The following is a 12,135-nucleotide window of genomic DNA, read 5'->3' on the forward strand; positions in this document are numbered from 1 at the left end:
GTATGGAGGAAATTATTCAGGAAGATAAAAAAGTCTTTTTATTTCTCAATAATTTAGGAGATTCTTCTTTTGACCAGTTCTGGATGTTGATTTCCAGCACTTGGATCTGGGTTCCGCTTTATATTATTTTCTGCTATTTTCTATATAAAAATTACAAGCTGAGATCATTAATTTTTATCCTAGTATTTATTGCAATAGGGGTAACGATATCAGATCAGCTTGCCGGTGTTTTTAAACATGGTATAGAAAGGCTTAGGCCTTGCCATGATCCTTCTCTTCAGGATCACATGAGGATTGTGAAATGCGGCGGACAGTTCGGGTTTTATTCTGCCCATGCTTCCAATACATTCTTTTTGGCAGCTTATTTAAGTATTTTGTTAAAAAATAAGATTAAATGGTTTCCTTATGCTATATTTGTGTGGGCTGCAATAATATCATACAGCCGCATTTATTTAGGAGTGCATTTCCCGATAGATATTTTGGTGGGGGCGTTTGTTGGAACTTTATTGGGAGTGGTGTTTTCTGCACTCGCAAGAAAAGTAATCAATAAACAAAATATAACCTCATGACAAAAACTCTATTTCTTTTAGCATTAACATGCTCCATAGTATCGCTGCAGGCGCAGGATAAAAAAATTGCCGAAGATTGTTTCCGTAAAGCGGATTACAAATGTGCGGAGGAAGAATATTCCAAATTGGTTCAAACTGAAAAAATTCAGAAATTCAAATCAGAATATTACAATTATCTGGGTACGTCACAGAGAAGGCTTGGTAAAACAACCGCAGCGTTCAAATCATATGAATCTGCATTAAAAGCGGATCCTATGTCTGCTGCAGTGTATGCTAATTTAGGTTCTATTCACGGACAAAAAGGAAATAAACAGGCTGCATTGGATTATCTTAATCAGGGACTTAAGCTTGAACCTGAAAATGCAGATATGTACCTTACCCGTTCTAAAGTTTATGAAAATTTAGGCAAGAAAGATCTGGCAGCGAAGGATTTAAATCAGATTCTCAGTTTTGCCCCGGATAATATTTACGCAAGAACCGGACTGGCCAATCTTAAAAAGAACAGCGGTGATCTTGAAGGTGCCTTAAAAGATTATAACCAGCTAATTTCAGAAAAACCGGAATCCCTTCTCTACAGTGGAAGAGGTGACGTCTACTTTAAACTGAAAAAAAATAAGGAAGCTCTCGCTGATGTCAACAAAGCAATTTCAATTGATCCTAAATTTGCTCAGGCCTATGTAAATAAAGCCTTAATTTTATTCGAAACGGCTAAGCCGAAGGAAGCTTGTGCAAGTCTTGATAAGGCAGTAAGCCTGGGATATGAGAAACCTTTGCTGATAGAATATTACTCTAAATGTGAAGTTAAGAAATAATGATATGTATTTTTATTAAATTGGTTTCGGCGGCGGAGCCGCCGAAACCAATTTAATAAAAACTTAAAAGCTCTATCAGTCATTATGATAGGGTTTTCCCTGCAAAATCTGATCTGCGCGATACAACTGCTCTACAATAAAAAGCCGGATCATCTGATGTGTAAAAGTCATTTTTGATAACGATATTTTTTCGTTGGCTCTGGCGTAAACTTCTTCCGAAAACCCGTATGCACCACCAATCAGAAGATGAATTTTTTTCACTGAAGAATTCATCCAGGCATCTATTTTCTGAGAAAATTCACGGCTGGTAAATTGTTTACCTTTTTCATCAAGAATCATTACAAGATCTGTTCGGTCTATGTAATTCAGAAAAAGTTTGGCTTCTTCTTTTTTTAAAAGCTCGGGAGACAGGTTTCTGGCATTTTTTACATCCGGAATTTCAATGATTTCAAAATTCCAGTGTTTAGGTAGTCTTTTGATATAATAACTGATCAGGGAAGTAATTTCCTTATCATCCGTTTTACCGATACAAAGCAAGTTAATCTGCATTTATTCCTAATTAAGCTTCAAAGATATTTATAAATCAACAGAATTCATAATCGCACTTTTCCATGTACGAACAAAGTCTGAAAAAATCATTATTTTTGTACCACACCAATCCAATGAAAATATCAGTTTTACTTTTTTTGTTTTACTTTTTTCCACTAATTTCTTTTGCACAGGAAATTAATAAAAATGATGAAGCACGATATCTGGAAGAAGATAAAAAGAAAATTTCTGTTGTAGGAGGACTGAGTTATCTGCATAATTCATTTGGGTTGTTATATGAAAATAAGATTTATCGATTAAGACCGAATGACGCATTTTATACAGAATTTTTTCTGCGGTACAGATGGCTGGATGTAAGTTTTTCATTTGCACCAAAGCTTACCAATATCAATAATGACGATCCTGAAAAAGGAAAGACGAAATATTTTAATTTTGGATTTACTTTTTTCCTAAGTCCGAAAATCAGGCAATATCTGTATTTCAGCCAGGTAAAAGGTCTGTATTTTCAGGATACCAAAGAATTTTTACAAATGCTGTATGGCAGTGATTATAACGAAGAAGGATACCTGCAGTTTCCGGATGCAAAATACCGCTCTTTTAAAGGGGAAACGAGTTATCTCTGGATAGGAAATAAATCGGATTACCGAAGTTTTAACAATATGACCTATCAGCCTCTAAAGGATGTTTTCGTGGTAAGTACAGGCCTTTTTTACCAGTACAATATTCTTAGTGATATGAATAAAACAATCTATCAGGGAAATACTTTTACTGAAATTCAAAACAGTCCGTCTAAAGATATCAGGATTGCTTTAAGATCGGGTGGGGGTATTCAGAAAAAAATTAAAAACTGGTATGCCATATTGGAAGTTTATCCTGAAATATACTACGCAAAACTCATTGGCGAAGATTTTCATGAATTTAATATTGGGGGCTATTCTAACGGGAGAATCGGTTATGATAATGGAAAATGTTTTTTCGGCGCCGGTGCGCAGCTCAACTTGATCAATAGCTCTAATGAAAATTTTTATTCTGCGACACAATGGCTTTTTCGTGCGGGAATTGGTTTTCGTTTGAATTCTCCTACATTTGTAAATAAAAACTTTGATAAAATAGATAATATTTTAAAATAATATGGGTCTGAAACTTCCAAAATTTATACATAAAATTCAAGAATTTTTTGATGATATACACATTCCCCTTTTGGGAATATCGCTGTGGCAAATGTTTCAGATTTATATCAGGGGAATTTTTAAAGACAAAATAGGAAGAAAAGCAGCGGCTATTTCCTGGAGTTTTACAATAAGTTTATTTCCTTTCATTCTCTTTATACTTTCGGTAATTCCCTATATGCCGCATTATGAAACCTTGCAGTATTATATCTTTGATGTACTGATGCATAATGTTTTCCCTGCAAGTATGGAAGGAGATGTACGAAGTTATATTGAAGCAAGTATCGTCCCGAATATGAAGGGAATCAGTAATCTGACTATTGTTCTTGCCTTGGTTTTTGCCACGAACGGAACGTTTTCACTCATCAATGGATTCAATGAAAATACCCGCGAAAAGATGAGCGATGTCAAAGAATTTATACTTTCTTTTTTTATTACCATCGGCTTTGTGCTGATTGTTTTTCTTGCACTTTTCGGATTGTATTATTCTGAAGTGGTGTTAAAGCAGTTTACACCTGTTTATGATGTTTCATGGCTGGTTAATAACCTTTCGGAAATTATCGGTTTTGTTTCCTTTCCTTTATTTTATTTTATTCTTCTTACGCTGTTTTACTGGTTGGGAACCGTAAAAATTGCAAGATTCAGGCAGGCTATTCCGGGAGCAATCTTAACCACAGTACTATTTGTGTTAACGACCTACCTTTTCGCATTATATATAAAGAATATTGCGCGCTACAACGTGCTTTACGGATCAATCGGAAGTATGATTCTTCTGATGGTGTGGGTAAATGTAAACGTTTATCTTCTCCTTTTCGGAAACGAATTGAATATGGCCATCAGAAAGCTAAGGATCGAAAAACTATTGTCTGACGAATTGAGAAAATCAAGAAATCAAAATACTGATTCCGATCAAGATAAATAAATTCATTCTGAGAAATCGATCAGTTTTTGTCTGCTTCGGTAAATCTTCTGCGTGAACCGAGATTGAGAACAGGATATCCGGAAATGGCAACAATAAAGAAGCAATAAGAATGGCAAACTTCACCTCATTCTGAATTTCAATTTCATTTTTAAACGACAGCAGTGCGATAAAAGTCTGAATGGTAAATTCTTATTAGCCAATAAACATGTACAAAATGTACCGATCATCTATTCCAACAACTTTGAGGTAAAGAACTCAGTTTATCTCTTTTATTCTTGATCCCTAAAGCCTGGAAATTTTCTGCACCGGACGAATTAAATGAGTAAAAATACTGCAGCAAAGAAATCAGGATGCTTCCTGAAGTCTGGTTGCTGCTGAAAATTTTAAAGTATTTGTAAGACTCGTACTAAGACTGCAGTCTTCTCACCTTCGAAACTCCATTAATATCATTGAGTTTTTTAAAGGTTTGTTCAAGCTGACTTTTATTTTTTACTTCGAGATTAATAGTTCCTGTGAAAATACCGTCATTGGATTCAATAGACATACTTTTCATATCCATTCCCATCGCACCGCTGATTACGGTTGTAATATCGTTGATCATTCCCATCCTGTCGAGCCCTTCAATCTCTATTTTCACTCTGTTTTTGAAACTTTCCGCATTTACCCATTTGGCAGGGATTACTCTGTAATCATACTGCGCACGGAGATTAATGGCATTCGGGCAGTTGTCGCTGTGTACTTTGATTCCGTCCGAAATGGTAATAAATCCGAAAATCTTATCTCCCGGAATTACCGTACAGCATTTTGCGTAGGTATAATTGAGCTTTTCTTCGTCTTTACCGAAGACAATCATATCCAGGTTCTGCTCTTTAGGCTCTACAAAAGCAGTATTTTTTGAAGGGGATTTCCTGAATCTTGAAAGCAGGTTGTTGAATACGTTTTTACTTTCAATATATTTTCTCAGGCTGCTTGCGTCAAGTTCATTGCTTTGAAATTTAAGAAACAGCTCCTGCGAGGTTTTGAGGTTAAAAAATTTCTGAAGCTTATTCACTTCATCATCATTAAAATTAATCTTGGCATGGCGAAGCTTTCGCTGAAGAATTTCTTTTCCTTCCTCTACCAGCTGATTTTTTTGTGAGTTTAAATAACTCTTGATTTTCGATTTGGCTTTTGAGGTAACCACAAACTCCAGCCAGTCGGATTTTGGTTTCTGGTTTTGTGACGAAAGTATATCAACCTGGTCTCCGTTCTGTAATACATACGAAATCGGAACAAGTTTTCCATTGATTTTTGCACCCAAACATTTCATCCCCAAGTCTGAGTGTACCGAGAAAGCAAAATCAAGGGCTGTTGCATTAGTTGGCAGAATTTTAATTTCCCCTTTAGGAGTGAAAACAAAAACTTCCTTGGAGTAAAGATTGAGTTTTATATTATCCAGAAGCTCGGAAGTGGAAAGATTCTGCTGTTGCTCCAGTACTTCACGGATTTCAGTTACCCAGTTTTCAAAATTCCTGTCTTCGGAGCTTTGTTTGTATCCTTCTTTGTATTTATAGTGAGCAGCAACACCTTTTTCTGCAATTTCATCCATTCTTTCGGAGCGGATCTGTACTTCAATCCACTTCTTGTCCGGTCCTAAAACCGTAAGGTGCAGACTTTCGTATCCTGTAGAACGTGGTTGCGTGATCCAGTCACGCATTCTGGAAGGATTACTGTGATAAACGTCCGTTACAATAGAGTAAATTTTCCAGGCCAGAAATTTTTCATTCTTCGCATCAGATTTATAAATAATCCTTATGGCGTAATTATCATACACTTCCTCAAAAGAAACTCCCTGCTTCAGCATTTTTCTGTAAATGGAAGAGATCGCTTTTGCACGCCCTTTTATCTTAAAATTCAGGCCTTCTTCGTGCAGCTTTTCAGAAACTTCTTTTTTGAATTCTTCAATGTAACGTTCGCGGCTTTCTTTGGCCAGCTCGAGTTTCTGTGTAATTTCAGTATAAACGTCGGGATTATTATATTTTAAGGAGAGGTCTTCAAGCTCGGATTTGATGTTGTACAAACCTAAACGGTGCGCCATAGGAGCATAAATATACACGGTTTCGGAAGCAATTTTTTTCTGCTTGTCCGGAGCCATGCTTTCCAGCGTACGCATGTTATGAAGCCGGTCTGCTATTTTGATCAGAATCACCCTGAAATCTTCCGAAAGGGTAAGAAGAAGCTTTCTGTAATTCTCCGACTGAACCGATATGTTCTGATGGTTCATGATGGAGATCTTGGTAAGTCCGTTGACAATATTGGCTATTTTCTCACCAAAAATTTTCTTCAGATCTTCATAGGTATAATCAGAATCCTCAACTACATCATGCAACAGTGCGCAGGCAATCGACGTAGCTCCAAGACCGATTTCCGTAGCTACAATTTTCGCTACGGCAATAGGGTGGTAAATATACGGTTCCCCGGATTTTCTCCGCTGATCTTTATGAGCGTCCAGCGCAATATCAAATGCTTTTCGGATAAGTTTATTATTTTCCTCATCCAAAGTGCGGTATGTGTTAGAAATCAGATCTTTATATCTGGCGAGTATTTCTTTATTTTCTTGTTCTAAGTCGTAACTCATTCGTGCTAAAGCCTATATTTACACGAAAATACGAAATTTTTTGCACTTTTCAAATACAAAAAGAACCCATAGACGGATCTATGGATTCAGGCATTTATTTTAATCATTTGTATTTTAAAATTTTACTTCGGAATCCATTCCCATGGTAGAACCTTTAATTCTTACATCCGGGCTATTGTGGATTTCCGCTTTGTTTCTGGCGCTGATAAAGTTTTTAAGGGTAGTATAATTTGCCTGTTCAAGACTCATATTTTCAAACAGATATGTTTTCATTACCGTATTTTGGTTAAACACGTTTTTAGCATCATCAATCTGATGTTCTTTTACTGCCACACTCACAATATATGGGGAATGATGATTGTCTTCGTTGAGATATACAATATATTCTGAATTCTCAAAACCAGAATCTTCAAGATCCGCTTCTAGTTTTTTGTAATCGCTGTGAGGTTCAAATAATCCAGCTAAAATATTTGACATAGCACTAGTTTTTATTATCATAAAGATATAAATAATTTTTCACTTTTGTTAAATAATTTTTAAAAAAATTAACATTTTATTGTTTTATCTATATGTAATTTATTTTTTATTTGATTTATCTATTAAATGTAAAACATAAGAAGAGCGGAATATTCCGCTCTTATATTTAAACTCTTTCATTTTTTATTTCTTCCACGATTTCAGGATTTAACAGTGTGGTAATATCCCCGAAATTACTGAAGTCCCCTTCTGCAATCTTCCGTAATATTCTTCGCATAATTTTTCCTGAACGTGTTTTTGGCAATCCGGAAACAAACTGAATTTTATCCAGTTTTGCAATCGGGCCGATCTGTTCCGAAATAAGCTGATTGATTTCTTTTTTAAGATTTTCCCTTTGTCTGCTTTCCCCTGTTTCTTTTAAAACAACATAACCGTAGAGTGCATTTCCTTTAATGTCGTGAGGATACCCCACAATAGCAGACTCCGCCACGGCAGGATGCTGGTTGATGCTGTCTTCAATCGGAGCAGTTCCCAGATTGTGCCCGGAAACGATAATCACATCGTCCACACGCCCAGTGATTCTGTAATATCCAACTTCATCGCGAAGCGCGCCGTCACCGGTAAAATATTTTCCGGGGAAAGCGGTAAAATAGGTCTCTTTATACCGTTGATGGTCTCCCCAGATGGTTCTGGCAATACCCGGCCATGGAAAACGGATGCAAAGATTTCCGGTAACCTGGTTGCCCATGATTTCATTACGTTTGTCATCCATTAAAACCGGCTGGATTCCCGGTAATGGTAATGTGGCGTATGTTGGCTTGGTAGGGGTTACAAATGGGAGAGGAGAGATCATGATTCCACCGGTTTCTGTTTGCCACCATGTATCTACAACTGGACATTTTTTCTTGCCTACATGGTCATTAAACCAATGCCATGCTTCTTCATTAATTGGTTCACCTACAGATCCAATAACTTTTAATGTGCTTAAATCATGCTTGTCTACCCATTCCACACTTTCTTTAGCTAGTGAACGGATTGCCGTAGGGGCAGTGTAGAATTGGGTAACTTTATGTTTTTCAATTACTTCCCAAAATCTGTCCGGTTCAGGATATGTTGGTACTCCTTCGAAAATAACGGTTGTTGCACCATTCAGAAGCGGACCGTAAAGGATGTAGGAATGTCCTGTGATCCAGCCTATATCGGCTGTGCACCAATAAATGTCGTTTTCTTTATAATTAAATACATTTTTAAAAGTATAAGCTGTATATACCATGTATCCTGCACAGGTATGGAGCATTCCTTTCGGCTTGCCGGTAGAACCGGAAGTATACAAAATAAAAAGCGGATCTTCTGCATCCATAATCACACTGACAAAATCAGGGGAGGCATTTTCATAAAGGTCTTCCATCCAGAAATCTCTGTGTTCCTTCATTTTGATGTCGTTATGGGTTCTTTTTACAACGAGCACTTTTTCTACGGTTGGTGTTTTTTCTAAAGCTTCATCAACGATACTTTTTAAATCTAAAACTTTATTACCTCTGTAGCTGCCATCGGAAGTAATCACCATTTTTGCTCCGCAGTCATTTACTCTCGAAGCTACGGCAGAGGCTGAAAACCCGGCAAAGATCACAGAATGAATAGCTCCCAGTTTTGCACAAGCCAGCATAGTGACTGCCAGTTCCGGAATCATCGGAAGATAAATGCATACCCGGTCTCCTTTTTCAATACCCATTTCCCGTAAAACATTAGCCGTTTTATTTACTCTGGTATATAATTCACTGTAAGAAATATGTTGTGCTTCTTCTTTGGGATCGTTGGGTTCCCAGATAATGGCAGTCTTATCTCCTCTTACGGAAAGATGCCTGTCCAGACAGTTTTTGGTAATATTTAATTTAGCATTTTTAAACCATGAAATTTTGGCTTCATTCATATCGTATTTTACAACTTTACTCCAGCGTTGGTACCATACAAAATTTTCATCAGCTATTTTATCCCAGAATTTTTTAGGATTTTTAATCGATTTTTTGTAATCTTCAAAATAATGTGGTAAATCTTCTATCAGGTAATTTCTCATATCCTTTTTTTTGAAATTGAATTCTGTTATTTTTAATAGTAGTTTAATTCTTCTTTTCTGCTCTGTATTCGATGATTTTTTGTTGAATTTCATCAATAATCTTCTCATCATCAATGGTTGAGGGAATCTGAAATTCTTTTTTGTCGAGTAGTGTTCTGATGAGTTTTCTTAATGTTTTTCCAGAACGTGTTTTAGGAAGACGTTTTACAGTCATTACATTTTTAAGACAGGCAACGGCGCCAATTTTTTCACGTACATTTTTCACAATATCTTTTTCTACTTCTTCTTCAGAAATTTTGGAGCCATTCTTCAAAACAATCGTAGCAAAAGGAATTTGTCCTTTCAGTTCATCATCAATTCCTACTACGGCACATTCGGCCACATCCGGATGGGATGAGACAATCTCTTCCATTTCTGAGGTTGAAAGCCGGTGTCCTGCAACATTGATCACATCGTCAACTCTTCCGGTAATGAAAATATAGCCATCTTCATCCTTGATTGCGCCATCTCCTGAAAAATAATAGCCTTGATATTGCGACAGATAGCTTTTTTGAAAACGATCATTGTCATTCCAGATTCCAAGCAAAGCTCCCGGAGGAAGTGGTAGTTTAATCACGAGATAACCTTCATGGTGGGCGTCCAGCTCATATCCGTTTTCATCAAAAATTGTAATATCATAACCGGGAATGGGTTTTCCGGCAGAAGCTCTTTTTATCTTGTAATTTTCACCGAAAGTCATTAATCCCAGCATTGGCCAGCCGGATTCGGTCTGCCACCAATGGTCAATGGCGGGAACTCCGATGTGTTCTGCAAACCAGTCCAGTGTGGCAACGTCACATCTTTCACCTGCCAGAAACTGCTTTTTAAAATGGCTTAAATCATATTTTTTTACCAGTTCTCCGTTCGGATCTTCCTTTTTTATAGCTCTGATTGCCGTTGGTGCCGTAAACATTACGGAAACTTTATATTCTGAAATAATTCTCCAGAAAGTTCCGGCATCCGGCGTCATTATAGGTTTGCCTTCAAAAATGACTGTTGTATTTCTGTTTATTAACGGTCCGTAGACGGAAAAGCTATGACCGACCGCCCATCCGAAATCTGAAGCTGCCCAATATGTTTCACCGGGTTCGGCATCATAAATGTATTTCATGGAAAATTTCAGTGCTGTGGCATAGCCACCGGTATCACGCGTAATTCCTTTCGGTTTTCCTGTGGTTCCTGATGTATATAATAAATAGAGTGGATGTGTAGATTCAACGGAAACGCAATCTGCTGGTTCTGACTGCCGGATCAATTCTTCATAATCAATTAATCCGTCAAACATTTCATGTTGGTTGTCCGCTAATCTCCTGTTAAAAACGATGATGTTTTCTACTTTATCCTGTGCTAATTCAATGGCTTTTTCAACTAAAGGCAAATACGGAATCCTTTTGGCGATTTCTACCCCTGCTGTTGCTGTTATTAAGGCTTTAGGTTTACAATCATCAATTCTTACTACGAGTTCATGCGGTGCAAAACCTCCGAAAACAACATTGTGTATAACACCGATTCTTGCACAGGCCAGCATGGCAAAAAGCGTCTGTGGAATCATTGGCATATAAATAACCGCGGTATCGCCCCTTTTTAAGCCTAAAGAAACCAAGCCTCCCGCTAATTTCGAAATTTCCTCTTTCGCCTGATTGAAAGTATATGTTTTCTTTTGCTCCGTTACCGGTGAGTCATAGATCACTGCGATTTGTTCTCCATGACCATCATTGATATGCTTGTCTATGCATAAATAACACATATTCAATTTTCCATCGGTAAACCATTGGGTGTAATCATTTTCGTCTTTGGAAAGAATTTGTGAAGGAAATTGAAACCAGTCGATTTCCTTTGCCTGTTCTTTCCAGAAACTTTCTTTATTTTCTATACTTCTTTGAAATAAATTTTCTGCATTCATAATATTTTTATTTTGTGTTTCAATCTTAAAAACTATTCAAACATTTCTTCGATTTGCTGCATCAGTTTTTTGATAGAGTAGGGTTTTGTAACATAGGCATCAGCCCCCATCTCCAAGCCTTTTTCAATGTCTTTCGGATTGTTTTTTGCGCTCAGGAAGATGACTTTCGTATTTCGTAATTTTTCATTTTGCTTAATGATCTCTAACGTGCTAAAACCGTCGAGATTGGGCATCATAATGTCCAGTAAAATAACATCCGGAATCATATTTTTTAAAAATTCCAGAACTTCGGTTCCGTCTCTGGCGATATACACGTCGTAGCCGTTTTTCTTAAAGCTGTACTCCAGTGACATTAATATCTTGTGTTCATCATCTGCAATGATTATCTTTTTCATTGTGTATTTCTTCTTTATGGTTCAACTTCATTGTTTTGGTTTTGGGGAACCCGAAGGGTTCAATTTTAATAGCCGTAGGTGAAACCTATGGAACACGGAATGTATTATAAACCAACCCGTAAGGGTTGAATATATTAATGTTCATTCTGATTCAATTCCATGTTCAGCTAAAAGTTTTTTAAATTCATCTTCAAATTTTTCTGTTTTATGATGTTCTTTTTGATTCTTTATATATTCTACAATTATTTCCTTGTCTCTTATCGAATTGGTAAACGCTCCGTACCCTTCTTGCCATCCCGAAAATTCAGGAAATAACCCTGATTCTTTCATCCATAAATTTGTTGCAACTTTAATGTCTTTTACCAGATTGCTGAGATTTATATTGGGATGGAGATCACAGAAAATATGGATATGGTCCGGCATTCCATTAATTCTGTATAATTTACATTTTTTATTTTTTAAAATACCCCAAATATATTTGTATAATTCTGATTCATTTCTTTCGTTAATTGTTGGTTCTCGATGTTTTGTTCCGAAAACGATATGATAAAATATTTGTCGATACGTTCCCATTTTTCATTTGTGTTTTATTATTGAACCCTTCGGGTT

At 36.7% G+C, this 12,135-nt stretch carries 11 protein-coding genes; 4 read left to right on the top strand and 7 right to left on the bottom strand.

Annotated elements, in window-relative coordinates; genetic code table 11:
• The first annotated feature begins 2 nt into the window (after nt 1-2).
• Both M0D58_RS00320 and M0D58_RS00325 read left to right on the top strand, forming a co-directional pair.
• Complete coding sequence (locus tag M0D58_RS00320) at nt 3-569, top strand: phosphatase PAP2 family protein (protein WP_248392552.1); 567 nt, start codon at nt 3-5, stop codon at nt 567-569.
• Nucleotides 566-1,381: a tetratricopeptide repeat protein gene (locus tag M0D58_RS00325; RefSeq protein WP_248392554.1), complete on the top strand. Its 816-nt coding sequence runs from the start codon at nt 566-568 to the stop codon at nt 1,379-1,381. Before M0D58_RS00320 ends, M0D58_RS00325 begins: the two co-directional genes overlap by 4 nt.
• A gap of 75 nt (nt 1,382-1,456) precedes the next feature.
• Here the strand turns inward: M0D58_RS00325 and M0D58_RS00330 are convergent, their stop codons facing one another.
• Entirely contained in the window at nt 1,457-1,930 is a 474-nt protein-coding gene (locus M0D58_RS00330) for a 23S rRNA (pseudouridine(1915)-N(3))-methyltransferase RlmH (protein ID WP_248392555.1), read from the bottom strand.
• A 113-nt stretch (nt 1,931-2,043) separates the two neighbouring features.
• Between M0D58_RS00330 and M0D58_RS00335 the strand changes: the two genes are divergently transcribed.
• Together M0D58_RS00335 and M0D58_RS00340 are read left to right on the top strand one after the other, a co-directional pair.
• Nucleotides 2,044-3,060: a DUF4421 family protein gene (locus M0D58_RS00335; RefSeq protein WP_248392556.1), complete on the top strand. Its 1,017-nt coding sequence runs from the start codon at nt 2,044-2,046 to the stop codon at nt 3,058-3,060.
• 1 nt (nt 3,061) lies between these two features.
• On the top strand, nt 3,062-4,021 hold the full coding sequence (locus M0D58_RS00340; protein ID WP_248392557.1) for a YihY/virulence factor BrkB family protein: 960 nt from the start codon (nt 3,062-3,064) through the stop codon (nt 4,019-4,021).
• Between the two features lie 406 nt (nt 4,022-4,427).
• Here the strand turns inward: M0D58_RS00340 and M0D58_RS00345 are convergent, their stop codons facing one another.
• From M0D58_RS00345 to tnpA, 6 genes are all read right to left on the bottom strand, one after another.
• The gene (locus M0D58_RS00345; RefSeq protein ID WP_248392558.1) at nt 4,428-6,638 is read right to left on the bottom strand and encodes a RelA/SpoT family protein; all 2,211 of its coding nucleotides are present in this window, start codon (nt 6,636-6,638) and stop codon (nt 4,428-4,430) included.
• 114 nt (nt 6,639-6,752) lie between these two features.
• Nucleotides 6,753-7,115 (bottom strand): hypothetical protein, encoded by a 363-nt coding sequence (locus M0D58_RS00350; RefSeq protein ID WP_248392563.1) that lies wholly within the window; start codon nt 7,113-7,115, stop codon nt 6,753-6,755.
• Nucleotides 7,116-7,281: 166 nt separating this feature from the next.
• Nucleotides 7,282-9,189, bottom strand: a complete 1,908-nt coding sequence (gene acs / locus M0D58_RS00355) for an acetate--CoA ligase (protein ID WP_248392564.1) — start codon at nt 9,187-9,189, stop codon at nt 7,282-7,284.
• Between the two features lie 43 nt (nt 9,190-9,232).
• Entirely contained in the window at nt 9,233-11,131 is a 1,899-nt protein-coding gene (locus tag M0D58_RS00360) for an AMP-binding protein (RefSeq protein WP_248392565.1), read from the bottom strand.
• A 32-nt stretch (nt 11,132-11,163) separates the two neighbouring features.
• Nucleotides 11,164-11,526, bottom strand: a complete 363-nt coding sequence (locus M0D58_RS00365; RefSeq protein ID WP_248392566.1) for a response regulator transcription factor — start codon at nt 11,524-11,526, stop codon at nt 11,164-11,166.
• A 141-nt stretch (nt 11,527-11,667) separates the two neighbouring features.
• Entirely contained in the window at nt 11,668-12,099 is a 432-nt protein-coding gene (gene tnpA / locus M0D58_RS00370) for an IS200/IS605 family transposase (protein ID WP_248392567.1), read from the bottom strand.
• Between the last annotated feature and the right edge of the window lie 36 nt (nt 12,100-12,135).

This window comes from Chryseobacterium nepalense, assembly GCF_023195755.1.
GTDB lineage: Bacteria > Bacteroidota > Bacteroidia > Flavobacteriales > Weeksellaceae > Chryseobacterium > Chryseobacterium nepalense.

What these genes read in the sequence shown, in the direction of transcription:
- M0D58_RS00350 (WP_248392563.1), bottom strand. Translation starts at nt 7,115, where the DNA reads ATGTCAAATATTTTAGCTGGATTATTTGAACCTCACAGCGATTACAAA.
- M0D58_RS00335 (WP_248392556.1), top strand. Translation starts at nt 2,044, where the DNA reads ATGAAAATATCAGTTTTACTTTTTTTGTTTTACTTTTTTCCACTAATT.
- M0D58_RS00340 (WP_248392557.1), top strand. Translation starts at nt 3,062, where the DNA reads ATGGGTCTGAAACTTCCAAAATTTATACATAAAATTCAAGAATTTTTT.
- M0D58_RS00360 (WP_248392565.1), bottom strand. Translation starts at nt 11,131, where the DNA reads ATGAATGCAGAAAATTTATTTCAAAGAAGTATAGAAAATAAAGAAAGT.
- M0D58_RS00330 (WP_248392555.1), bottom strand. Translation starts at nt 1,930, where the DNA reads ATGCAGATTAACTTGCTTTGTATCGGTAAAACGGATGATAAGGAAATT.
- M0D58_RS00320 (WP_248392552.1), top strand. Translation starts at nt 3, where the DNA reads ATGGAGGAAATTATTCAGGAAGATAAAAAAGTCTTTTTATTTCTCAAT.
- M0D58_RS00365 (WP_248392566.1), bottom strand. Translation starts at nt 11,526, where the DNA reads ATGAAAAAGATAATCATTGCAGATGATGAACACAAGATATTAATGTCA.
- tnpA (WP_248392567.1), bottom strand. Translation starts at nt 12,099, where the DNA reads ATGGGAACGTATCGACAAATATTTTATCATATCGTTTTCGGAACAAAA.
- M0D58_RS00345 (WP_248392558.1), bottom strand. Translation starts at nt 6,638, where the DNA reads ATGAGTTACGACTTAGAACAAGAAAATAAAGAAATACTCGCCAGATAT.
- M0D58_RS00325 (WP_248392554.1), top strand. Translation starts at nt 566, where the DNA reads ATGACAAAAACTCTATTTCTTTTAGCATTAACATGCTCCATAGTATCG.
- acs (WP_248392564.1), bottom strand. Translation starts at nt 9,189, where the DNA reads ATGAGAAATTACCTGATAGAAGATTTACCACATTATTTTGAAGATTAC.